The sequence below is a fragment of the Rhodanobacter sp. UC4437_H4 genome (assembly GCF_052978425.1).
The window spans coordinates 1,611,109-1,633,449 of the sequence record NZ_CM129673.1; the positions used below are offsets into that span (position 1 = coordinate 1,611,109).

Here is a 22,341-nt window from a genome sequence, read left to right on the forward strand (position 1 = left end):
GCTGCAGCTTGCGCGCATTTCTCTCGTTTCTCACTCCTCTCCGCTCACTCCTGCCTCAGAGATCCTGGTGATATTGCACGTAAGGCGTGCGCGACTGGTCCGGCTCCGGGCCGACCGGCGTGTTCGCCGGCGTGCCGGACGACCACAGGTTCTGCGCTCCGACGCTCAACGAGCCGCGCCACGGCAGGCGCCAAGTTACGCCCAGGTCGATGCTGTTCCAGCGCCGATCGCCGTACAGGCTGCCGGGCACGCCGGCTTCGGGCTGCATGGTGCGACCGGTGAGCATGCCGCTCAACGGGCCGTGGTCGACGCCGAAACTCAGCGCCTTCTGGTCGAGCACGTTGACACCCAGCAGGTTGCCCGGCAGCAGATGCACACGGCCCACGCTGGCGCCGAGGTCGATGCCGGTCTGCTTGCCCAGGGCCAGCCGGCCCCGTGCATTGAGCTGGTTGCTGCTGTCGAAACTGTACAGGCCGCCCGGCGCCGCACCCGGCAGCACGCGCGGCAGCGGCGCATTGCGGTGGGGCGTGCTGGTGGCGCCCACGCTCACGCCGACGCTGTAATCGCCGGCGTCGTAGGTGGCACCCACTTCGCTGCCGAACACCCGCGTGCCGTGGTTGAGCCACGAGCGCTGGCTCACCTGCGCATGCGCCTGCAACGGGCCGACGCCGTACTGCAGGCCGGCGGCCATCGCGTTGCCGGCATCGAGCGGCTGCAGCAACAGCGGCGAATACAGGGACGTGGCGGAGTCGTTCGTGGTGCCGCGATCGGCCTTGAGCATCAGCATGCGGCCATGGCTGTCACGCCACAACGGGACGTTCACGCCGGAACTGGCCGGGTCGGCATTCGTCAACTGCGCCCCGTTCTGCGGCTGCGCCAGCAACTGCGCGGCCTGCGCCGCATCGCCGCCCACGGATTGCCCGGCGGCCGCAAGCGGCAGCAGGAAAATCGACAGCATGGCAGGCAGGCGACGCATGGCTTTTGAACGAAACTCCAGGACTGATGGAACCATCATCCGAACACGGCTCGCGTTGATGATGTCGTGCGATCGGGATGGTAGCGCATTTTACGTTTTGCTAACAGCCCAAAACCCGCCCCAGCGCACAGTTGCATGGGTTGCTGTGTCAAGCTTTGACCCGTTCGACCGGGCCAGGTTCCCGCTATGATCCCGCTGGCAGGAGCGGCGGCCCACCCTGTATAAAGGCCTTTTGACGTCGACGCGTCAAATCGTTCCGGAATCGACCACCAGCCATGAGCGCCAGCCCGACGATCCGACCCTCCCAGCCGCCGCACGCGGCCCGGGATGTCGCGACCCTGAACGGCGCCGTGGAACGCCTGTTCGAGGCAGTCGACGCCACCGGGGTGATGGAAATCTGCGAGCTGATGCTGGACCAGCTCGGCATCCGCGGCCGCCTGCACTGGCGCGCCCGCGACGAAGATGGCGCCCCCGACGAGAAATGGCTGGACCTGGCCGAAGACCCGCAGGCCACGCGCACCTTGTCGATGACATGGGACGAGACCCCGCCGTCTCCCGCTGCGCGCGACTCGCTGCTATGGCTGGGCCGCCTGGCGGACATCCGCCTGCGCCAGCTGGCCGAGACCAGCCGCCTGTACGAGGCGATCTCCCGCCTGGCGCTGGCCGAACGCCTGCAGCGCGCGCTGTACGCGATCGCCGACCAGGCCAGCGCCGAGCACGACATGCCGCAGATGATGCGCTCGCTGCACGCGATCGTCAGCAGCCTGATGTACGCGGAAAACTTCTACATCGTGCTGTACGACCCGGCCACCGACCAGATCCGCTTCACCTACTGCGTGGACATCGTCGACACCGACCTTCCCGTGCTCAACCAGCCGATGCCGCTGCAGGAGATGGAATACAGCCTGACCTGGAACCTGCTGCGCCAAGGGCGTCCGATGATGGGTTCGCTCGACGACCTGGTACAGCAGATCGGCGATCGTTTCCGCCTGTTCGGCGCGCGCTGCGAGGACTGGCTGGGCGTGCCCATGCTGCGCGACGGGCACGTGGCGGGCGGCATCGTGGTGCAGAGCTACCGCTCGGACACGCATTACTCGCGGCACGACATGGAGCTGCTCAACTACGTGGCGCAACACGTGCAGACCGCGCTGGAACGGCGCGAGGCGCACCTGGAGCTGGGCCGCCGCGTCACCGACCGCACCGCGGCACTGCGCGAGGCCAATCGCGTGCTGCGCCAGCAGGTGCTGCAGCGCCAGCGCGGCGAGCGCCTGCAGGCGGCACTGTTTCGCATCGCCGAACTGGCCAGCACCTCGGAAAGCCTGGACAAGTTCTACGCCGCCGTGCACCAGGTCATCAGCGGCCTGCTGTACGCGCGCAACTTCTACATCGCGCTGCTGGACGAGGAGACCGACCAGCTGACGTTCCCCTATTCGGTCGACGAGGTCGATCGCGTGCGCCCGGCGCGCGTGCACGGCCGCGGCGCCACCGAGTACGTATTGCGCACCGCCCGCCCGCTGCTGGCCACCCCCGAGCTGATCGACAAGCTGCACGCCGCAGGCGAGATCGCCCACTTCGGCGCGCCATCGGTGTGCTGGCTGGGCGTGCCGCTGATCTGGGGCGGCAAGGCCAAGGGCGTGCTTACCCTGCAGAGCTATTCGCCGGCGCACAACTACAGCGAGCGCGACCAGGAGCTGCTGACCTTCGTCAGCTACCACGTGGCCAACGCGCTGCAGCGCAAGCAGGCGGCCCATTCGCTCAAGCAGGCCAACGCCGGGCTCGAGCGCCGCGTCACCGAGCGCACCCGCGCGCTGGCGCTGGCCAACCGCGACCTGCGCGAACAGATCGCCGAACGCGAGCGGGTCGAGCGCCGGCTGAAGTACGAGACCCTGCACGACTCGCTTACCGGCCTGCCCAATCGCACCTTGCTGCTGCAGCGGCTGGAACAGGCGATGCAGCGCTACGCGGCCAACCGTGACGAGCGGTTCGCGGTGCTGTTCATCGACCTGGACCGCTTCAAGGTCATCAACGACTCGGTCGGCCATCTGATCGGCGACGACCTGCTGTTCCAGGTCGGCGGCCGCATCCGCGCCTGCCTGAAGACCCGCGACGTGGTCGCGCGGCTGGGCGGGGACGAGTTTGCCGTGCTGCTGGAGGGCATTACCGAGACCGACAAGGCCTCGCTGATCGCCGAACGCATCATCCACGAGCTGCAGACGCCGTTCCGGCTGGGCACCAAGGAGATCTTCACCTCCGCCTCGATCGGCATCGCGCTTGCCGCCCCGCACTATCGCCAGCCGGAGGAACTGCTGCGCGACGCCGACGCGGCGATGTACAACGCCAAGGACGGTGGCCGCCATCGCGCGGCGATGTTCGACGACCGCCTGCGCCGCGAGGCACTGTCCCTGCTGGACATGGAGAGCGACCTGCGCCACGCGCTGGGCCGCAACGAGTTCGAACCGTACTACCAGCCGATCGTCGAGCTCTCCGACGGCCGCATCGTCGGCTACGAGGCGCTGCTGCGCTGGCACCATCCGCAGCGCGGCCTGCTGCCGCCGCACGACTTCCTGCTGATCGCCGAGGAATGCGGCTGCGCCGAGGCGATCGACTGGCAGATCTTCGAGCAGGTGTGCATCCAGGCGGTGCGCCTGATCGGCACCGAGGGTTTCATCAGCATCAACGTGTCCGGGCGGCACTTCCGTTCGGTCGACCTCGACCAGCGCCTGCTCGCGCTGTTCGACCAGTACGCCGTGCCCAGCCACTGCATCCGCATCGAAGTCACCGAGCATGCGCTGCTGGAAAACCCCACCCAGGTGAAGCGCATCCTGAAAAACCTGCGCAACCACGGCGTGGGCATCGCGCTGGACGATTTCGGCACCGGCTATTCCTCGCTGAGCTATCTCCACCAGTACCCGTTCGAGAGCCTGAAGATCGACCGCTCCTTCATCGTCGAGCTGCCGCCGGACGACAGCGACACCCAAGGCCTGGCCCTGGTGCGCGCCATCCAGGTGCTGGCCGATTCGCTGCACATGAAGGTGATCGCCGAGGGCATCGAGCAGGAGTCGCAGCGCCAGGCGCTGCTGCGGGTCGGCTGCCGCTACGGCCAGGGCTTCCTGTTCGCCTCGCCGCAGCCGGCCAGCACCTGGCTGGCCGCCAACAGCCCGCTGCTGCCGGCCTGAGCGGAGTCCTTACTGCGCCGTGCCCGGCGCGCCGGGGGCGGCGCTGTCGCTCAGCAGGTGCTCGGCGTCGATGCGGTCGAACGCATAGCGCTGCGCGCAGAACTCGCAGACCACCTCGATCTCGCCGTCACGCGCGGCCAGCGCGGCCTCCACTTCGTCGCGCCCGAGCGAACGCAGCATGGCGCTGACCCGTTCGCGGCTGCAGCTGCAACCGAACGCCAGCGCGCGCCTTTCGAGCAGGCGCGCGGACTCCTCGTGGTACAGGCGAAACAGCAGCGGCTCGGCCGGGGTGGCCAGCAGCTCGTCGACGCCCAGCGTCGCGGTCAGCTGCAGCACGCGGTTCCAGGCGTCCTCGTCGATGTCCGCGGCGTGGCCGCCCTCGTCGGGCATCTTCTGCAGCATCAGGCCGACCGCCTGCGTCGCATCGCTGGCCAGCAGGAATCGCGCGGGCAACTGTTCGGACTGCCGGAAGTAGTTCTCCAGCGACGCGGCCAGGCCGGCGTCGCGCAGTTCGACCAGGCCCTGGTAACGCTGGCCGCGCTCGACGTTGCCCATGGTGATCGCCATGATCGCCTCGGCCAGGTCGTTCAGCGCCAGCGGCTGGGGCAGCGGCTCGCGCCAGCGTGCCAGCCCGCGCAGGCGTCCGGCGTCGTCGCACTCGGCGAACAGCAGGCGCAGTGCGGACGCACTCTTCAATTCGATCGACAACGCGCCATCGAGCTTGATGTTGCCGGTGAGCAGCGCGCTGGCCACCAGCGTCTCGCCCAGCAGCGCCCGCAACGCCGTCGGATAGTCGGCACGGCCCGCCACCTCGCGCCATGACGCGCCCAGGCGCACCAGCGCGCCGCGCACGCCGGCACGCGGCAGCAGGAAGCGGTACATCACGTCGTCGTCGGACGGCACGGGCATGATCGGTTCTCGCGGAGGCAGGCAGGGAAACGGCACAGATGGGGTCGGCACGGCACCGGTACAACGCCTCGTATACTGCAGCCATGTCTTCACCGTCACGCCGACTCCGATGGCGCAAGCTGCTTCGCTGGCTGGGCATCCTCGCCATGGCGTGGCTGGGATCGACCTGGCTGGCGGTGCTGATCCTGCGCTTCGTGCCGCCGCTGACCTCGGCGGTGATGGTCGAGCGCCAAGTCGGCGCATGGCTGCACGGGGACATGAGTTTCCGCCTGCGCCAGCACTGGGTGCCGTGGAAGCGGGTCTCGCCCTGGGTGCCGCTGGCGATGGTGGCCGGCGAGGACCAGAAGTTTCCCTACCACCACGGTTTCGATTTCGACTCCATCAACAAGGCGATCGACGCGGCCGACGACGGCAAGCGCCTGCGCGGCGCCAGCACGATCAGCCAGCAGACCGCCAAGAACCTGTTCCTGTGGAACGGCCGCAGCTTCGTGCGCAAGGGACTGGAGGCGTACTTCACCGTGCTGATCGAGCTGACCTGGCCGAAGCAGCGCATCCTCGAGGTGTACATGAACATCGCCGAGCTGGGCAACGGCATCTACGGCGTGGGCGCGGCCAGCGAGGCTTACTACCATACCTCGCCCGCGCGCCTGGGGCCGGCGCAGGCCGCACGCCTGGCGGCGGTGCTGCCCAGCCCGCGCCGGCTGCACGTCGACCGCCCGAGCGCGTACGTGCAGCGCCGCACCGCATGGATCGAGCAGCAGATGCAGCAACTGGGCGGGCCGGACTACCTCGACGCGCCGCCGCCGAAATAGCGCCAGGGCCCGTCACTACACGCCAACGCCGCCGCGCGATAGACTCGACCCGGACAACCGAAGGCCACCGCCAGGAGACCCGAGATGAGTCAAGTCAGGCACCTGCTGCAAACCAAGGGCAGCACCATCTTCAGCGTGGCACCCGATGCCCCGGTGCTGGAGGCGATCAAGCAGATGGCCGAACACCGCATCGGCGCGTTGCTGGTGCTGGCCAACGGCGAACTGGTCGGCGTGGTCTCCGAACGCGATTACGCGCGCAAGGTGATCCTGCAGGGCAAGTCCTCCTCGCAGACCGCCGTGTCGGACATCATGTCCGGCACGCCGATCACGGTCGGCCCGGACACCGACGTGTTCGACTGCATGCGCCTGTGCACCGACCGTCGCATCCGCCACCTGCCGGTGGTCGAGGACGGCAAGCTGGTCGGCGTGATCTCGATCGGCGACCTGGTCAAGGCGGTGATCGACGCGCAGGCCGAGCAGATCGAGCATCTGGAGCGCTATATCACGGGCTGAACGCCGGGGTTGTGGGGAAAGCATCGACTCACGCCGGCGCTTTCGCCGCCTTCTCCACGGGTGCCTGGTCGTCCGGCGCCAGGTCCGGCGACCAGCCGGCACGGCGCGCCACGATGGTAGCCAGCGCGGCCACGCCGGCGCCGGCCAAAGCCAGGCCGCTCACGCCCAGGCCCAGCGCACGCAGACCGTTCACCGCGCTGGTCACCACCAGATCGCCGAAGCGCCACACCGCGGTCTCGACGAAATTCTTGCCCTTGTAGCGCATCTCGCGCGGCACCCGCGTGTACAGGGCATCCACCGCCGGCTTGGTCATGCCGTAGGCAAAGCCGCGGGTGATCACCAGCATCACCGCCAGCAGCAGCGGCAGGCTGTGACCGAAGAACGAGACACTGCCGCTGCCGATCAGCGCCACCGCACCCAGCAGCGCCACGTTCACCAGCGCGGGCAGCACCAAGCCCCAGCCGGCGCCGCGACGGACCAGCAGCCACGGCGTCACGCTCAGCTGCAAGGCGGCACCGAGCAGGTTGGTGGCGAGATCCAGGTTGTTGTAGAACGCGGTCCGCGCCACCGCGTCGGCGAAGTTGGCCTTCGCGTAATCGGCCACCAGCGCGTAGGCCAGCGTGCCGATGCCGTCGCCGAACAGCATCAGCAAGGCCATGTAGCGCAGGAAAGGTTGCGACCAGAGCTGGCGAATGCCTGCCCACAGCGACCCGCCGATCACCTCGTTGCCGTCGCTGCCGGGTCGGCGATCGTGACTGTCGGAGATCCGCAACAGCAGGATCAGCGACACGCCCAGTGCCAGCGACGACACCACCAGCAAGGGCGCCACCCCCACCAGGTGCACCAGCAACTTGGTGACCAGCGGCCCGAAGATGGCGCCCGCCATACCGCCCAGCGCGATCAGCGAAAACACCCGGCGCGCCCGGCCGCTGGAGAAGATGTCGGCCATGAAGCTCCAGAACAGCGACACCACGAACAGGTTGAACACGCTGACCCAGACAAAGAACACCACGCCCAACGTGCGCGCGCCGATCTGCGCCTGCGCCATGAACGCGGGCACGAACGCGAGCAGGCAGGCGATGAAGAAGCTGTAGCTCCACGCCAGCAGCGAACGGCGGCGGAAGCGCGCCACCAGCATGCCGAACACCGGCGTGATCAGCAGCATCACCACGAGCACCGCGCCGTAGAAAAGCGGCAGCGACTGCGAACCCACGGCGCCGCTCAGCTGGTCCCTGACTGGCCGGATGATGTAATACGACGTCATCACGAAGAAGAACGCCAGCGCGGACAGCAGCGGCGCGGCGGCTTGTTCCACAACGGCTTGGCGGGGCAAACTCACGGGCACATCCAGCGTGGGGCGCGGCAAGCCTAGCATGCGATCGCGCATCGCCAGGCAGGCGCAGGGGGAAGACTTGGACCATTACGACTTCATCATCGCCGGCGCCGGTTCGGCCGGTTGCGTACTGGCCAACCGGCTCAGCGCCGACCCGGGCAAGCGCGTGCTGCTGCTGGAAGCCGGGCCGACGGACTGGCACCCGCTGATCCACATGCCGGCAGGCATCGCGCGGCTGGCCAACAACCGCGCCTTGAACTGGAACTACCGCACCGAACCGGAGCCCGCGCTCAACCAGCGCCGCTTGTGGTGGCCGCGCGGCAAGACCCTCGGCGGTTCCAGTTCGATCAATGCGATGTGCTACATCCGCGGCGTGGCAGCCGACTACGACGGCTGGGCCGAAGCCAGCGGCGATCCGCGCTGGTCGTGGCGCGAGGTGCTGCCGTGGTTCCTGCACAGCGAGGACAACAGCCGCGGCGCCAGCGAGTTGCACGGAACCGGCGGCCCGCTGGGGGTGTCCGATCTGCGCCATCGCAACGAGTTGTCCATCGCGCTGATCGATGCGGCGAGCAGCGCCGGCTATCCGCGCAACGACGACTTCAACGGCGAGCAGTTGGCCGGCTTTGGCCTGTACCAGGTGACCCAGCGCAACGGCGCGCGCTGCTCGAGTGCCGCGGCGTTCCTGAAACCGGTGCGCCAGCGGACGAACCTGCATGTGCGTACCGGCGTGCTGGTCGAGCGCGTGCTGCTGGACCATGGACGCGCGGTCGGCGTGCAACTGCGCCAGGGCCGGCACGAAGCGGAGCGGATCGAAGCTGGCGAGTTGATCCTGGCCGCCGGTGCGATCAATTCGCCGCAGCTGCTGATGCTGTCCGGCGTCGGCCCCGCCGATCACCTGCGCGAGCACGGCATCGCGGTGCACGCCGACCTGCCCGGCGTCGGCGCCAACCTGCAGGATCACCTGGATATCTGCACGCTGGACGGCAACCCCGGCAAGCTCAGCTACGACCATCTCAACGAACTGTCCGCCGGCTGGCGCTGGCTGCGCCACCGCGACGGACCGGGCAGCTCCAACGTGGCCGAGGCCGGCGGCTTCGTGCGCAGCCGCTTCGCCGTCGACGCGCGCTGCGACCTGCAGTTCCATTTCGTGCCGGCGTTGCTCGACGACCATGGCCGCCACCGCCTGCCCGGCTACGGCTACACGTTGCATGCATGCCATCTGCACCCGCGCAGCCGCGGCCGACTGCGCCTGCACTCGGCCGATCCCGCACAACCGATCGCGATCCACGCCAACTACCTCGGCGACGCGGAAGGCCACGATCTGAAAATGATGATCGAGGCAGCACGGCTGTCGCGCGAGATCCTCGACCAGCCGGCGTTCGCCGCGCACCGCGGCGCGCCGGTGTTCCCCGAGCGACGCATCCACACCGACGAGGAATACGCCGACTTCATCCGGCGCAAGGCCGAAACCATCTACCACCCGGTCGGTACCTGCCGCATGGGCAAGGACGATCGCGCCGTGGTCGACAGCGAGCTGCGCGTGCGCGGCGTGGATGGGTTGCGCGTGGTCGACGCCTCGGTGATGCCCACCCTGCCGACCGGCAACACCAACGCACCCACCATCATGATCGCCGAGCGCGCCAGCGCGTTGATCCTCCGCTGAGCACTGCAGGAGCGCGCTTGTGCGCGATGCTTTCCGTCACGTGACGAAGGGCATCGCGCGCAAGCGCGCTCCTGCAAAGGCAACGGGCATCGCGCGCGTCGGCGCGTCCCTACAACGGCAGCGGGCAATGCAGGCTGGCGCAGATCACCCGCAGCAGTTCCGCCTCCTCCACGCTGATCTGGCCGTCGGCATGGACCGCGCGCAGCAAGGCCTGGATCACCAGTTCCTTGGCCATCGGGCTCAGGCCGTCCAGATCGTCCAGCGCGCGCTCGAACGACGCCTGCCAGGCCGCCGGTGGCGGCACCCACTCGATCGCCTCGCCGGGAAACGCCTGCTGCATCGCGAACAGCCACGCGCGCCTTGCGCCGGCCTCGTCCGAGCAGCCGGCTGCGGCGACAACGGTGCACACCAGGATCACGCTGTCACGCGCGGCCGGCAGTTTCTTCACGCCATCGACCGGCGCGCTGCGCGGCGCGCGTGCCTCGCTCAGCTGAATGCGCAGCAGCCGCGCCAGGCAGTACTCGTTGATGTCGACACGGCCATCCACCTTGACCAGATCGTCGAGCGTGCGCACCAGGGTCTGCTGGCGCCCGTCGGGCAGTTGCCTGAGCGCGGGAAACGCCAGCGAAACCAGCGGCAGGCGGGCGATCGGCGCCAGTGCGGCCACGGCGGAAGCCTGCGCCTGCACGGCGCGCTGTACGTCATCGCCGAACGCATCGGCGACGATCCGGCGCTGCGCGGGCTGCAACTCGGCCGCTGGTGACAGCGCCAGCGCCAGCATCACCGCGAGCGCGGATTCCGGCTGCTGCACGGCATCGTTCAAACTCGCCGGCATCGCCTGCTGCACGGCCGCGGCACGCTGGAAGGCCGGAGCAGCCGCCGCCACGCCGCCGGCCAGCACGCCGGTCAGCACCGGCGGCAACGACAACCCCGGCACGCCCGAGGCGGCGGTCGGTGCGCTCGCCGGCGGCGACGCCGCTTCGCGCTGCATCCCCGCCGCCATGCGCGCCAGGTCGGCCTCCTTGAAGCCTGGTTCCAGCGCGCGGATGCGCTCGAGCAGCGGCGGATGGGTGGCGAACAGCGCGTTGAAACTGCCGGCCTCGCCGAACAGCATGTGCGCCACCTCCTGCTTGTTGGCTGCCTGCAGTTGCGAACCCTCGCTGAGGATCGCGATCTTTTTCAGCGCGCCGGCGATGCCGTCGGCCTGGCGGGTGAACTGCACGGCCGATGCGTCGGCCAGCGACTCGCGCGAGCGCGCCACCGCGGCCTGGATCAGCCGCCCGAAGAAATAACCGATGTAGCCGACCACGATCAGCGCCAGGCCGATCATCCACACCTGTCCGCCACCGCGGCGATTGCTGCGGCCACCGCCGAACCAGATCACCCGGCGCCCCACGACCGCCAATACCAGGATGCCGAACAGCAAGCCCATCAGGCGGATGTTCAGCCGCATGTCGCCATTGAGCACGTGGCTGAACTCGTGCGCGATCACGCCCTGCAGTTCGTCACGCGTGAGGTTGTCCAGGCAACCCTGCGTCACGCACACCGCCGCATCGGAGGCGGAGTAGCCTGCAGCGAAGGCGTTGATGCCCGGCTCGTCGGCCATCAGGTAGATGTCCGGCACCGGCACGCCGGCGGCGATGGCCACTTCCTCTATCACGTTGCGCAGCCGGCGCAGCGCGGGATCAGACGTGTCCGGCGGCACCACCGTCGCGCCCATGCTTTCGGCCACGCTCTTGCCGCCACCCGACAGGCTCATGATGCGGAACAGCGAACTGAGCCCGATGCCGGCCAGCACGATCACGCTGCTGCCCAGCAGCAGGTTCAGGTTGGACGCGGGCGGCTCACCGGGCGCCGGATGCCGACCCAGCGCAAACCAGACCACCGCGTCGATCGCCACCACGATGGCGATCACCGCCAGCACGAACAGGATCACCAGCCGCCGGCTGCTGCCGCGCACGCGCGCCTGTTGGGCGAAGAAATCCATGGAGGCTCCGACGGACGGTCAGCGGCGTCGCGGCCGCGATGCCGCGACGATCAGCTGAACGACACCTTTGGCACTTCGCGCACGGCGGGGTCTTCGATCTTCAGCGGCTCGGCGGCGGCAAACCCGAAGCTGTTGGCCACGAACGACGCGGGGAACACCTCGCGCTTGTTGTTGTAGGTCAGCACCGAATCGTTGTACGCCTGTCGCGCGAACGCCACGCGGTTCTCCGTCGAGGTGAGTTCCTCGGAGAGTTGCATCATGGTCTGGTTGGCCTTCAGGTCCGGATAGGCCTCCTGCAAGGCGAACAGATGGCCCAGGGTCTGGGTCAGCGCGTTCTCGCTGCTGGCCAGTTGCTGCATCGCCGCCGGATCGCCGGGATTGGCCTTGGCGCCGGCCAGGCCGTTGACCGCCGCATTGCGAGCCTGCACCACCGCCTCGAGCGTGCCGCGCTCGTGCGCGAGATAGCCCTTGGCGGTCTCGACCAGGTTCGGGATCAGGTCGTGCCGGCGGGTCAACTGCACGTCGATCTGCGCGAAGGCGTTCTTGTAGCTGTTGCGCGAGGTAACCAGTCCGTTGTAGATCGCCACGAAGTACAAGACAATCAGGACGACGACAACCAGAAAAATGATCAGGCCCATCGACAAGTTCTCCACCCAGAGGCGTATCCCCACGCCGGAACACCGCCAGAATACCATGCCGTTTCGCAAGATCTTCCTCGTGATCGCCGGCGGCCTCGGCCTGTCCTGCGCGCTCTTCTGCCGCCCGCTCACCGCCATGCCCGCCACCGCGCCGGCGCCATCGGCGGGCACGACGACGCTGCCGCCGGCACGCATCCGGAAAACCCTGGACGACTACAAGCGGTGGCTCAATCTGCTGGGCCAGCGCGACGCCGTCGCCGGCCTGGTCACCGCCGTGGTGGTCGACGACAAAGTGGTGTTCGAAGGCACCGTCGGCTACGCCGATGCCGCCACGCGCGAACCGGTGACGCCAACCACGGTGTTCCGACTGGCCTCGCTGTCCAAGGCCTTCGCCACCGCGATCACCGGCCTGCTGGTGGACGACGGCAAGCTCGATTGGGACACCCGCCTGATCGACGTGCTGCCCTACTTCAAGCTCAAGAACATGCAGGAGGCTGACCAGGCCACGGTCAGCGACATTCTCGGGCAGAAGATCGGCCTGCCGCGCAACACCTTCGACAACATGCTCGAGGGTGACATTCCCTACCAGGAACTGGTGCGCAAGCTGGACGAGGTGGACATGACCTGCGGCGTCGGCCAATGCTACGGCTACCAGAACGTCGCCTTCAGCATGATCGGCGACGTGGTGCTCGCGCGCACCGGCGACTTCTTCTACCACCTGGTCGACAAACGCCTGTTCTACCCGTTGGGCATGACCACGGCCACCTACGGTCGCGCCGGACTGGAGTCGAGCAAGAGCTGGGCGCGTCCACACCATGCGTCGCGCCACGGCTGGGTACCGTTCGAACCGAACGAAACCTACTACCGCGTGGCGCCGGCGGCCGGCGTCAACGCCAGCCTGCGCGACATGGAGAAATGGCTGATCGCGCAGATGGGCGGGCGACCGGACGTGCTGCCTGGCTCGCTGCTCGACGTGCTGCACGCACCCGGCGTCAGCACGCCCAGCGAACTGCACTCCTCCCCGTGGCGCCGCGCGCGGCTGACCGACGCGCACTACGCGCTCGGCTGGCGCGTCTACCGCTACGGCGGCGAAACCCTGATCTATCACGCCGGTGCAGTGGCCGGTTATCGCACCATGATCGGCTTCTTCCCGAAGTACAACGTCGGCGTGGTCACCCTGTGGAACTCCACCGGCCCGACGCCCAGCGGCCTGATGCCGATGGTGTTCGACGATCTGCTCGGCCTGCCGCACGTGGACTGGGCGCAGATCGAGAGCCCGCCGAAGAAAGCCACGCCGCGCAGGAAGGTTCGCAAGGCGACGCACCGGCGGCACTGAATCACGTCAGGCAGGCAGCGCATCGCGTCGAACGCGCCCGACCGCGCAGGGCGACTCACGTCCTGAAGCTTGTGTCCCTCTCATGCTCGCCGGGGAGAATCCGGATGGGGTCGCTCCGACCAGGCCAGGAACTACGACCAGGCCAGCAACAAGGACAAGAACTTTGCCCTCACGCGGGGAACTTCCCTCGGTTGCCAGGCTCCCCCTGCAAGCAGGGGGAGGAGCTGTGCTCGCGCGTGTGACGCCCGGCTTCGAGGCTGAAAGGCTTGCCGCCTCTCAGAGCTTGAATTCGATCCGCTGCGTACGCTGGCTGGCCACCGGCACGCCATTTCGCATCGCCGGCGTGAACTGGTAGCGCGCCACGGCTTCCATGGCCGCCCGGTCGAAGATGCGCCGCGGTTCGGAGTCGACCACCTTGATGTCGCTGGTGGTGCCATCCGCGTCGATCTGGAACGCCACCACGACCCAACCTTGCTGCCGCGCACGCACGGCCGAAGGTGGATAGTGCGGGGCGATGGCCTTCACCAGCACTGCTTCGGAGGTCTGGCCCGTGGGCGCCGCTGCGGCCGTCTCCGCCGAGGCGTTGTTGCTCGACGGCGCCGTGCCTGGCGCCGGCTTGGCCTGTGTCGTCTGCGCTGCCTGTTGCTGGGCCGCCTGGGCTGCCTGCTGCTGCGCGAGCTGCTCGGCGGCGGCCTTGTCGGCGGCGGCCTTCTGCGCCGCCAGCGCGGCAGCCTTCTGCTGATCCAGCGCCTGCTGCTGTTGCTGATCCAGCGTCTTGCGCTGGGCGTCGAGCTTGGAGCGCAGGATGGTCAGCGTGAAGTTGGTCGGATCGGCCTTGGAGAGCAGATCGATCTCGCGCTGCGCTTCGCCGAAGTCGCGCGAGTTGATCGCCTGCTCGGCCTGGTTGGCCGCGAACGGGAAGGTCTCGCGCAGCGCATCGGAGGCCACCTTGTTGCCCGGCTCCTTCTCCAGCACGCGCAGGTAGAACTCGAATGCGTTGTTGCCGGCCGGCGCCAGATAACGCTGCTGGCCCATGGCCGAACGCGCTTCATCCACCAGCTGGTTGATGTCCATCCCCGCCACGTTGACCGGCGGCGGCGTCGCCCGCGTCACTGCGGTGACCGGCGTCGACGGATGCCCGCCCGAATCGGCCAGCATCAGTTCCTGATGCGGCTTGAGGATGAGAAACCACGCGCCGATGGCCAGCAGCACAAAGACGGCAATGATCGCGATGTAGGTCGGCCGGACGGCCCCACGCGCGCGCCGGCGCGTCTGAAGTGAATATCGGGTATCCATGGTCTCTCACTGAGTGTCGACAGATACCCGCGCTTTTTCCCCCTGTAGGAGCGGCGATCCCCCGGATACGCCGCGGCGCGGATGTGCAGAAGGTAACTCCAATGGCGCAGCACGGCAATGCCGCGTCCCCGGGTGGGCGCGCGTCGGCGCGGCGAAGATGGCAGGGGCGGCGACACGGTCGCCCGCCTCATTGCGTACCCCGGAAATGAAGCGTCCCGGCCAGGCCGGGACGAACTTTCTCGAAGTGCTCCCCCCGCGCTGGGCACCGCGGGGGGAGAAGTCGATGGCATATCTTGTTGTGGGTGTCGCCTTGTTGCGTGTTGCGTGTGGCTTACTTCTTGGTCTTGGCCTTCGGCTTTGCGGTCTTGGTGGCCTTGACCACCTTCGCCGCCGCAGCCTTCTTCGGTGCAGCTTTCTTCGCCGGCTTCTTGGCGACCTTCTTCACCGCGACCTTCTTCACCGCGGCTTTCTTGGCAGCCGCCGGCTTGCGGACGGCTTTCTTCGCGGCAGCCTTCTTGGCGGCCGGCTTCTTGGCCGCCGGCTTCTTGGCCGCCGGCTTCTTGGCGGCAACCTTCTTGGCAGCCGGTTTCTTGGCAGCGGCCTTCTTGGCAGCCGGTTTCTTTGCAGCGGATTTCTTGGCAGTGGCCATGGTTCGTCTCAGCTCCTCATCAGTTGGCAGTGGTTGCCCAGTAAAAGCATGCAGGAACGCTTCAACCAGCAAGTCGCTGTTCGTCGCGTGCCGAAGATTGTTCACCTGTCGGTGGGTGCGCAAATCAGAAAGCCGTCGCAGGACATGCAGCGGAATCGAGACAGTGATCTTGCGAACTGCATTGGCTTTTTCACCGTGCTCGACATAGGGCTTGATGAATTTCGTTGTCGCCATAAAACGCATTCCCCGTGATCTGCTGCGAAAGCTATCCCCGAAGATTTCAACTGTCAATTGATTTTCGCCACGCGTCGGCGGCACCCCGAACGGCCATGGCCGCGGCAGGCCGCAGCCGGCAAGGCCGCGCCGACAAGGACCATATTCAACATCGGACGTCTAGACGTCCATCCATTCAATCGCTCATTTCAAGAAACACGCTTCAAACCGCGTGAAACAGGCGATATTTGCAAATCGCGGCGTTATCTGCCGAATGCACTGCGCCGACGAACGCAGTGCCGCCAAGGCACTCGATTGCCACCCGACCCGGCCGTCTCCGGCAAATGAACGGAACACGACCGAGGGGAGCCCGGCGGTGGCGCCGATGACCGCGATCGCGGCGATCGCCGCGCCGAAGCGCGACGGGCGAAGACGAAACGCATCGACCGATGCTCGCGACGGGCGACGCGAAGGCGAGCTCATCCGCTTGCCCGAAAACACGATCCGACAGTTCGATGCATCGCCCGAAAGAGCACTCCATCGACATCACCGAACGCCGAGGCGAGCTCCAGAAATGCAACCGGCCGCACATGGCGGCCGGAGCATTCGACGCGGTTCGAAGCGGACGGGTCAGTGATCGTCGTTCTCGATCAGTTCCTGGTAATCGTTGGCATCGAGCAACTCGTCCAGTTCGGCACGATCGCTGGGACGCACGAGGAAGATCCAGCCGTCGCCGAAGGCGTCCTCGTTGATCGTCTCGGGCTTGTCGTTGAGCAGCTCGTTGACTTCGACGATCTCGCCCGACACCGGCGAATAGATGTCCGAAGCGGCCTTGACCGATTCCACCACGGCGGTGCCGGTGCCGGCCTTCACCGCGGCGCCGATCTCCGGCAGCTCCACGTAGACCAGGTCGCCCAACTGGCCCTGGGCATGGTCGGAAATGCCCACCCGGACCAGGCCGTCATCTTCCACGCGGGCCCATTCGTGGGATTTGAGGAACTTCAGATCGCCGGGAATCTCGCTCATGGTCGGGTCCAGTGGTTGGGTGGAAATGCGGTTACGGGTGGGGATTCTAGCGGCATTCGCCGTAAGGGAAAGGGCAACGCGCGATCAGATGCCGTCGCAGGGCTTGCCGTCGCGCACGAAGGGATATTTCACCTGGCGCACCGCCACCTCGCGGCCGCGGATGTCCACGTGCAGCGCGCCGCTGTCGCCGGCCGGCACGCGTGCGAAGGCAATCGCCTTGTCCAGGGTGGGGGCGAAGCTGCCGGAGAGGATCTCGCCCTCGCCGTTCGCCGCCAGCACCTTCTGGCCGTGGCGCAGCACGCCCTTCTCGTCGAGCACCACGCCGATCATCACGCGCGGCACGCCGGCGGCCTGCTGCTGCTCCAGTGCGGCGCGGCCGATGAAGTCGCGGCCCTCGTCCAGCGACACCGTCCAGCCCAGGTTGGCCTCCCACGGCGTCACGTCCTCGTCCATGTCCTGGCCGTACAGGTTCATGCCCGCTTCCAGGCGCAGGGTGTCGCGCGCGCCCAGCCCGGCCGGCTTCACGCCGGCGGCTAGCAACGCTTCCCACAGCGCCACTGCATGCTCTGCCGGCAGCATGATCTCGAACCCGTCCTCGCCGGTGTAGCCGGTGCGCGCCACGAACAACGGCATGCCGCCGGGGCCCTGCGCCGCGGCCGCGGCGAACTTGCCCAGCTTCTCGATGCGCGGGCGGTCGACCTCATGCAGCAGGCCGAGCACCTTCGCGCGCGCCTGCGGCCCCTGCACGGCGATCATCGCGAAGTCGGGGCGCTCCTTCACCTGCACGTCGAACGCCTTTGCCTGGCGCTCGATCCAGGCCAGGTCCTTGGCGCGGGTGGCGGCATTGACGACCAGCCGGAAGAACTCCTCGCCGAGGTAGTACACGATCAGGTCGTCGATCACCCCGCCGCGCTCGTTGAGCATGCACGAGTACAACGCCTTGCCGTGCACCTTCAGCTTGCCGACGTTGTTCGCCAGCAGGTGGCGCAGGAATTCGCGCGTGCGGGCGCCGTGCAGGTCGACCACGGTCATGTGCGAGACGTCGAACATGCCGGCGTCGCGGCGCACGGCGTGATGCTCCTCGATCTGCGAGCCGTAGTTGATCGGCATGTCCCAGCCGCCGAAATCGACCATCCGCGCGCCGAGCGCGCGATGGGTGGCGTTGAGTACGGTCTTCTCGGTCATCGCGGCGGCGCCCTGCTGATTGGGGAATGGGCCATTATCGCCGTCGGCACAGGGCAATCCAAGCCGTGCGGCAAAACGCTCAGTCGCCGGCGCCGCTGCGGTCGATGCCCGCCAGCAGTTCCGCGGTGAGCTGCTCGGCTAGTTGTTCGGCGCGCTGGCCGCCGCTGAGCAGGTGCACATCCGGCGACAGCGGGGGCTCGTACGGTGCGTCGACACCGGTGAAGTTGCGGATCTCGCCAGCGCGCGCCTTGCGGTAGAGACCTTTCGGGTCGCGCCGCTCGCACTCCTCCAGCGGCGCGTCGACGAACACCTCGACGAACTCCCCGCTGCCGAACAGCTCGCGCGCCGAGCGCCGCTCGCTGCGATACGGCGAGATCGCGCTGACCAGCACGATCAGCCCGGCATCCACCATCAGGTGGGCGACCTCGGCGATGCGCCGGATGTTCTCGACGCGGTCGGCGGGGGTGAAGCCCAGGTCCTTGTTGATGCCGTGGCGCACGTTGTCGCCGTCCAGCAGGTAGGTGTGGTAACCCAGCGCGTGCAGCTTGCGCTCGACCAGGTTGGCGATGGTGGACTTGCCGGCGCCGGACAGGCCGGTGAACCAAAGACACAGCGGGTGCTGCCCCTTGCTGGCGGCGCGCACGCGCTTGTCGATGTCCACGTGCTGCCAGTGCACGTTGCTGGAGCGGCCCAGCGCGAAGTCGAGCATGCCGCAGGCCACGGTGGCGTTGCTCTGGCGATCGATCAGGATGAAGCCGCCGAGATCGCGATTGGTCGCATACGACTCGAACGCGACCGCGTCGTCCAGGCCCACGGTGCAGTAACCGACCTCGTTGAGTTCGAGATGACGTGCCGCCAGCTGAGCCTGGCTGTTCACGTCGACCTTGTGCTTGATCGACATGATCCGCGCGTTGACCGTGCGCGTGCCGATCTTCAGCCGGTAGGTGCGGTTGGGCAGCAGGTTGCCGTCGCCCATCCACAAGAGGTGGCAGGTGAACTGGTCGGCCACCGGCGCCGGGCGCAGCGCGTCGGCGATCACGTCGCCGCGGCTGGCGTCGAGTTCGCGATCCAGGCACAGCGTCACCGCCTGGCCTTCGTCGGCACGCTCCAGGTCGCCGTCGAAGGTCACGATGCGCTCGATGCGCGCGCGCTGCACGCCCGGCTGCACCACGATCTCGTCGCCGCGCGCCACGCTGCCGCCGCAGATGGTACCGGCGTAGCCGCGGAACGACTGGTCCGGGCGGTTCACCCATTGCACCGGCATGCGGAAGTCGGCGGCGCGGAAGCGCGCGACTTCTGCGGTCTCCAGCCGCTCCAGCAGGCTGCCGCCGTCGTACCAGGGCATGCGCGGCGAGCGGCTGCCGACGTTGTCGCCATTCAGGGCGGACACCGGCAGGCAATGCACGTGTTCGATGCCCAGGCTGCGGGCCAGCTCGCGATACTCGGCGGCGATCGCCTCGTGCACGTCCTGGCGGTAATCGACCAGATCCATCTTGTTGACCGCCAGCAGCACGTGGCGGATGCCGAGCAGGCCGCATATATAAGTGTGCCGGCGCGTCTGCGTCAGCACGCCCTTGCGCGCGTCGACCAGCACCACCGCCAGCTCCGCGTTGGAGGCGCCGGTGGCCATGTTGCGGGTGTACTGCTCATGGCCCGGGCAGTCAGCCACGATGAAGCTGCGCCGCGCGGTGTGGAAATAGCGGTAGGCCACGTCGATGGTGATGCCCTGCTCGCGCTCGGCGTCCAGGCCATCGGTGAGCAGGGCGAAATCGAGCACGCCCTCGTCGGCATCGGCATGCAGCCGGCGGCTTTCACGCGCCAGCGCCGCCAGCTGGTCGTCCGGCAGCATGCCGGCGTCATACAGCAGGCGACCGAGCAGGGTGCTCTTGCCGTCGTCCACGCTGCCGCAGGTGATGAAGCGCAGCAGTCCCTTCTCCGGTGCGGCCATCAGAAGTAACCCTCCTGCTTCTTGTGCTCCATCGACGCGGAGGGATCGTGGTCGATCACCCGGCCCTGCCGCTCGGAGGTGCGCGAGGCGGCCATCTCGTCGATGATCTTCTGCAAGGTGTCGGCGGACGACTCCACCGCGCCGGTCAGCGGGTAGCAGCCCAGCGTGCGAAAGCGTACCTCGCGCATTCGCACGCTCTCGCCCTCGCGCAGGGTGAAGCGGTCGTCGTCGACCATGATCAGCGCGCCGTCGCGCTCCACCACCGGGCGGGGTTTGGCGAAGTACAGCGGCACCAGCGGGATGTTCTCGCGCTGGATGTACAGCCACACGTCCATCTCGGTCCAGTTGGACAGCGGAAACACGCGCACGCTCTCGCCCTGGCGCACGAAGGTGTTGTAGTTGCGCCACAGCTCCGGCCGCTGGTTCTTCGGGTCCCAGCGATGCTGCGCGTTGCGGAAGGAGAACACGCGCTCCTTCGCCCGCGACTTCTCCTCGTCGCGGCGCGCGCCGCCGATGGCGGCGTCGAAACCGTGCTGGTCCAGCGCCTGCTTCAGCGACTGCGTCTTCATCACGTCGGTATGCACGGCCGCGCCGTGGGTGAGCGGCGAGATGCCCTGGCGCACGCCATCCTGGTTGATGTGCACCAGCACCTCCACGTCACCCGCCGCAGCCACCTGCTCGCGGAACGCGATCATCTCGCGGAACTTCCAGGTGGTGTCGACATGCAGCAGCGGCATCGGCGGCTTCGCCGGATAGAACGCCTTGCGCAACAGGTGCAGCAGCACCGAGGAATCCTTGCCGATCGAATACAGCATCACCGGATGACGGAACGCCGCCTGCACTTCGCGGAAGATGTGGATGCTTTCGGCCTCGAGATCGTCGAGATGGGAACGCGGTGCAGTAGCCGTCATGGGGTAGCGAACTCGGCAGCAGGCAGGGCTGAAACGACGTCGCCCGCCGGGCGAACGACATCCTGGAAACTCGCAGTATAGATCGCGCGAACACCGGTCCCCTGACGAACGGCCAAAGGAGTTCGCATATCGACATGGCGTGCCGGCCATACCCCTGAGGTACAGCGCCCCTGCATTAGTTGTAGGGCGGGCACTGCCCGCCGGCCACGGACGGCAAATGGCGGGCAGTGCCCGCCCTACCCGCGCGTCACTCCAGCACCGGGTAAGCCGGCTCGGCATCCAGCGTTGCGGCGCAGGCGGCGGCCAGCTCCAGCAGGCGCAGGTCGGAGCCGCGCGGGCCGACCAATTGGAGGCCCACCGGCAGGCCATCGGAGAGCTTGCCCATCGGCAGGCTCACCGCCGGACAACCGGCGAGGCTGGCGAAGCTGGTGAGGTCGGCGGCTGAATCCGGAGCCGGGCCATCCAGCGGAAACGCGCCTTGCGGCGTGGTCGGCAGCACCAGCACGTCGACTTGGGCGAACAGCCGGCGCATCTTCAACGTGGCCGCGTCCAGCACGCGGTCGGCCGTGGCGTAATCCGCGGCGCTCTTGCCGGCGGCGTAGCCGAGCATGCGCCGGAAGCGGTCGGACACGGGATGCTTCGCGTCAGGCGAAAGATCCTCGGCGAACGTGCCGAGCATTTCCGCCTCCATCAGCAGCAAGCCGGCGCGGCGGGTGCGGGCGAAGTTCCAGTCGTCGAAGTCGACCGTGCGGCGGTCGCTCAGCGCGTGCGGCAACCGGGCCAGCGCGGACTCGAACAGCTCGACCACCTCCGGCTGCACGCCGACCGCCGCCAGATCCGGCAGCAGGCCCGCGCGCAGGTGGCCCGGGTCCCAGTCCGGCAACGCGAACGCCACGCGGCGGCGACGCGAGCGCGCATCGTCGGCGTCGTAACCGGCGAGCACCTGCAGCAGTACGGTGAGGTCCTCGACGCTGCGCGCCAGCAGGCCCACCGAATCGAGCCGACGCGCAGCCGGCACCAGGCCGCGGGCGGAGATCTCGCCGTGCGTGGGCTTCAGCCCGTAGATACCGCAGTAACTCGCCGGGATGCGGATGGAGCCGAGGCTGTCCGAACCCACCGCCGCCACCGCCAGGCCCGCGGCCACCGCCGCGGCAGCGCCGCCGGAAGAGCCGCCCGCACTGTAGCCATGGCGATGCGGGTTGTGCGTGGCGCCGAAATGCGGGTTGTCGGTGGCCGCGCCCAGCGCGCCCTCGTCCATGTTGGTCTTGCCGATCACCACCGCGCCGGACGCGCGCAACCGTGCCACCACGTGGGCATCGTTCGCCGCCGGCTTGCGCCGCCCGGGCAGGCCGGCGCGAGTCGGCCAGCCGGCCATGTCGAGGTTGTCCTTCAGCGCCAGCGGGATGCCGTCGAGCCGGCCGATCACGCCGTCGCGGCGACGCCGATCGGCCATGTGCGCCTGTTCCTGCATCAGCCCGGGGCGCTGGTCGACGTAGCAGTTGAGCCGGGGATCGAGCCGCTCGATGGCCTGCTGGTAGACATCGGCCAGGGCTTCCGGCCGTACCCTGCCCGTGGCGAGCCAGTGCAGCAGTTGGCACAGCGATGCGCGGCGCAGGTCGATATCGGCGATCGGCGGCATCGAATTCATGAACTCTCCTAGGAGCGTGGGTGGTAGAAACTTCCGAGGCGAAAAAGTGGATGCGCAAGGACGGATTTTCGACGGTTCGCGGGCCCATGGTGGTTCCATGGGTCAAGAACCGGCGGAAATAC

General features: G+C 67.9%; 18 protein-coding genes. 5 read left to right on the forward strand and 13 right to left on the reverse strand.

All coding sequences use genetic code 11. The features are described 5' to 3' along the window. Nucleotides 1-55: 55 nt before the first annotated feature. Nucleotides 56-976 carry a hypothetical protein gene (locus ACVCL3_RS07590; RefSeq protein ID WP_395116571.1) on the reverse strand — a complete coding sequence of 307 codons (921 nt, stop codon included), beginning with the start codon at nucleotides 974-976 and terminating at the stop codon, nucleotides 56-58. 275 nt (nucleotides 977-1,251) lie between these two features. Between ACVCL3_RS07590 and ACVCL3_RS07595 the strand changes: the two genes are divergently transcribed. Next, nucleotides 1,252-4,152, forward strand: a complete 2,901-nt coding sequence (locus tag ACVCL3_RS07595; protein WP_447097144.1) for a bifunctional diguanylate cyclase/phosphodiesterase — start codon at nucleotides 1,252-1,254, stop codon at nucleotides 4,150-4,152. Between the two features lie 9 nt (nucleotides 4,153-4,161). Here the strand turns inward: ACVCL3_RS07595 and hslO are convergent, their stop codons facing one another. Next, entirely contained in the window at nucleotides 4,162-5,061 is a 900-nt protein-coding gene (gene hslO / locus ACVCL3_RS07600; RefSeq protein ID WP_395116567.1) for an Hsp33 family molecular chaperone HslO, read from the reverse strand. A gap of 83 nt (nucleotides 5,062-5,144) precedes the next feature. Between hslO and mtgA the strand changes: the two genes are divergently transcribed. Both mtgA and ACVCL3_RS07610 read left to right on the forward strand, forming a co-directional pair. Continuing rightward, nucleotides 5,145-5,873, forward strand: coding sequence for a monofunctional biosynthetic peptidoglycan transglycosylase (gene mtgA, locus ACVCL3_RS07605; protein WP_447100886.1), 729 nt, complete (start codon nucleotides 5,145-5,147; stop codon nucleotides 5,871-5,873). A gap of 84 nt (nucleotides 5,874-5,957) precedes the next feature. Further along, nucleotides 5,958-6,386: a CBS domain-containing protein gene (locus ACVCL3_RS07610; RefSeq protein WP_395116563.1), complete on the forward strand. Its 429-nt coding sequence runs from the start codon at nucleotides 5,958-5,960 to the stop codon at nucleotides 6,384-6,386. A gap of 28 nt (nucleotides 6,387-6,414) precedes the next feature. Here ACVCL3_RS07610 and ACVCL3_RS07615 read toward each other — a convergent pair whose 3' ends face one another. Next, nucleotides 6,415-7,680: an NTP/NDP exchange transporter gene (locus ACVCL3_RS07615; RefSeq protein WP_447101507.1), complete on the reverse strand. Its 1,266-nt coding sequence runs from the start codon at nucleotides 7,678-7,680 to the stop codon at nucleotides 6,415-6,417. A 79-nt stretch (nucleotides 7,681-7,759) separates the two neighbouring features. On the opposite strand from ACVCL3_RS07615, the gene ACVCL3_RS07620 reads away from it, so the two are divergent. Then, nucleotides 7,760-9,382: a GMC family oxidoreductase gene (locus ACVCL3_RS07620; RefSeq protein WP_447100887.1), complete on the forward strand. Its 1,623-nt coding sequence runs from the start codon at nucleotides 7,760-7,762 to the stop codon at nucleotides 9,380-9,382. Between the two features lie 109 nt (nucleotides 9,383-9,491). Here the strand turns inward: ACVCL3_RS07620 and ACVCL3_RS07625 are convergent, their stop codons facing one another. Together ACVCL3_RS07625 and ACVCL3_RS07630 are read right to left on the reverse strand one after the other, a co-directional pair. Then, nucleotides 9,492-11,369, reverse strand: a complete 1,878-nt coding sequence (locus ACVCL3_RS07625; RefSeq protein ID WP_447100888.1) for a M48 family metallopeptidase — start codon at nucleotides 11,367-11,369, stop codon at nucleotides 9,492-9,494. 50 nt (nucleotides 11,370-11,419) lie between these two features. Then, on the reverse strand, nucleotides 11,420-12,007 hold the full coding sequence (locus ACVCL3_RS07630) for a LemA family protein (RefSeq protein WP_447097150.1): 588 nt from the start codon (nucleotides 12,005-12,007) through the stop codon (nucleotides 11,420-11,422). Between the two features lie 55 nt (nucleotides 12,008-12,062). Between ACVCL3_RS07630 and ACVCL3_RS07635 the strand changes: the two genes are divergently transcribed. Continuing rightward, nucleotides 12,063-13,343, forward strand: a complete 1,281-nt coding sequence (locus ACVCL3_RS07635; RefSeq protein WP_395116554.1) for a serine hydrolase domain-containing protein — start codon at nucleotides 12,063-12,065, stop codon at nucleotides 13,341-13,343. 276 nt (nucleotides 13,344-13,619) lie between these two features. On the opposite strand, the gene ACVCL3_RS07640 is transcribed toward ACVCL3_RS07635, so the two are convergent. From ACVCL3_RS07640 to ACVCL3_RS07675, 8 genes are all read right to left on the reverse strand, one after another. Then, entirely contained in the window at nucleotides 13,620-14,639 is a 1,020-nt protein-coding gene (locus tag ACVCL3_RS07640; protein ID WP_447100889.1) for an energy transducer TonB, read from the reverse strand. A 331-nt stretch (nucleotides 14,640-14,970) separates the two neighbouring features. Beyond that, a complete protein-coding gene (gene metJ, locus ACVCL3_RS07645; RefSeq protein WP_395116550.1) occupies nucleotides 14,971-15,522 on the reverse strand; it encodes a met regulon transcriptional regulator MetJ in 552 nt (183 codons plus the stop codon). 183 nt (nucleotides 15,523-15,705) lie between these two features. Further along, nucleotides 15,706-16,002 (reverse strand): hypothetical protein, encoded by a 297-nt coding sequence (locus ACVCL3_RS07650; protein WP_447100890.1) that lies wholly within the window; start codon nucleotides 16,000-16,002, stop codon nucleotides 15,706-15,708. Between the two features lie 129 nt (nucleotides 16,003-16,131). Continuing rightward, nucleotides 16,132-16,527, reverse strand: a complete 396-nt coding sequence (gene gcvH, locus ACVCL3_RS07655; protein WP_395116546.1) for a glycine cleavage system protein GcvH — start codon at nucleotides 16,525-16,527, stop codon at nucleotides 16,132-16,134. Nucleotides 16,528-16,611: 84 nt separating this feature from the next. After that, on the reverse strand, nucleotides 16,612-17,712 hold the full coding sequence (gene gcvT / locus ACVCL3_RS07660) for a glycine cleavage system aminomethyltransferase GcvT (protein WP_447100891.1): 1,101 nt from the start codon (nucleotides 17,710-17,712) through the stop codon (nucleotides 16,612-16,614). Nucleotides 17,713-17,791: 79 nt separating this feature from the next. Next, nucleotides 17,792-19,660: a sulfate adenylyltransferase subunit CysN gene (cysN, locus tag ACVCL3_RS07665; RefSeq protein ID WP_447100892.1), complete on the reverse strand. Its 1,869-nt coding sequence runs from the start codon at nucleotides 19,658-19,660 to the stop codon at nucleotides 17,792-17,794. Next, nucleotides 19,660-20,571, reverse strand: coding sequence for a sulfate adenylyltransferase subunit CysD (cysD, locus tag ACVCL3_RS07670; RefSeq protein ID WP_447100893.1), 912 nt, complete (start codon nucleotides 20,569-20,571; stop codon nucleotides 19,660-19,662). Before cysD ends, cysN begins: the two co-directional genes overlap by 1 nt. 247 nt (nucleotides 20,572-20,818) lie before the next feature. Further along, a complete protein-coding gene (locus ACVCL3_RS07675; protein ID WP_395116538.1) occupies nucleotides 20,819-22,219 on the reverse strand; it encodes an amidase in 1,401 nt (466 codons plus the stop codon). Nucleotides 22,220-22,341 lie beyond the last annotated feature (122 nt).

What these genes read in the sequence shown, in the direction of transcription:
- gcvT (WP_447100891.1), bottom strand. Translation starts at nt 17,712, where the DNA reads ATGACCGAGAAGACCGTACTCAACGCCACCCATCGCGCGCTCGGCGCG.
- cysN (WP_447100892.1), bottom strand. Translation starts at nt 19,660, where the DNA reads ATGGCCGCACCGGAGAAGGGACTGCTGCGCTTCATCACCTGCGGCAGC.
- ACVCL3_RS07675 (WP_395116538.1), bottom strand. Translation starts at nt 22,219, where the DNA reads ATGAATTCGATGCCGCCGATCGCCGATATCGACCTGCGCCGCGCATCG.
- ACVCL3_RS07635 (WP_395116554.1), top strand. Translation starts at nt 12,063, where the DNA reads ATGCCGTTTCGCAAGATCTTCCTCGTGATCGCCGGCGGCCTCGGCCTG.
- gcvH (WP_395116546.1), bottom strand. Translation starts at nt 16,527, where the DNA reads ATGAGCGAGATTCCCGGCGATCTGAAGTTCCTCAAATCCCACGAATGG.
- mtgA (WP_447100886.1), top strand. Translation starts at nt 5,145, where the DNA reads ATGTCTTCACCGTCACGCCGACTCCGATGGCGCAAGCTGCTTCGCTGG.
- ACVCL3_RS07625 (WP_447100888.1), bottom strand. Translation starts at nt 11,369, where the DNA reads ATGGATTTCTTCGCCCAACAGGCGCGCGTGCGCGGCAGCAGCCGGCGG.
- ACVCL3_RS07610 (WP_395116563.1), top strand. Translation starts at nt 5,958, where the DNA reads ATGAGTCAAGTCAGGCACCTGCTGCAAACCAAGGGCAGCACCATCTTC.
- metJ (WP_395116550.1), bottom strand. Translation starts at nt 15,522, where the DNA reads ATGGCGACAACGAAATTCATCAAGCCCTATGTCGAGCACGGTGAAAAA.
- hslO (WP_395116567.1), bottom strand. Translation starts at nt 5,061, where the DNA reads ATGCCCGTGCCGTCCGACGACGACGTGATGTACCGCTTCCTGCTGCCG.
- ACVCL3_RS07620 (WP_447100887.1), top strand. Translation starts at nt 7,760, where the DNA reads ATGCGATCGCGCATCGCCAGGCAGGCGCAGGGGGAAGACTTGGACCAT.
- cysD (WP_447100893.1), bottom strand. Translation starts at nt 20,571, where the DNA reads ATGACGGCTACTGCACCGCGTTCCCATCTCGACGATCTCGAGGCCGAA.
- ACVCL3_RS07595 (WP_447097144.1), top strand. Translation starts at nt 1,252, where the DNA reads ATGAGCGCCAGCCCGACGATCCGACCCTCCCAGCCGCCGCACGCGGCC.
- ACVCL3_RS07590 (WP_395116571.1), bottom strand. Translation starts at nt 976, where the DNA reads ATGCGTCGCCTGCCTGCCATGCTGTCGATTTTCCTGCTGCCGCTTGCG.
- ACVCL3_RS07630 (WP_447097150.1), bottom strand. Translation starts at nt 12,007, where the DNA reads ATGGGCCTGATCATTTTTCTGGTTGTCGTCGTCCTGATTGTCTTGTAC.
- ACVCL3_RS07640 (WP_447100889.1), bottom strand. Translation starts at nt 14,639, where the DNA reads ATGGATACCCGATATTCACTTCAGACGCGCCGGCGCGCGCGTGGGGCC.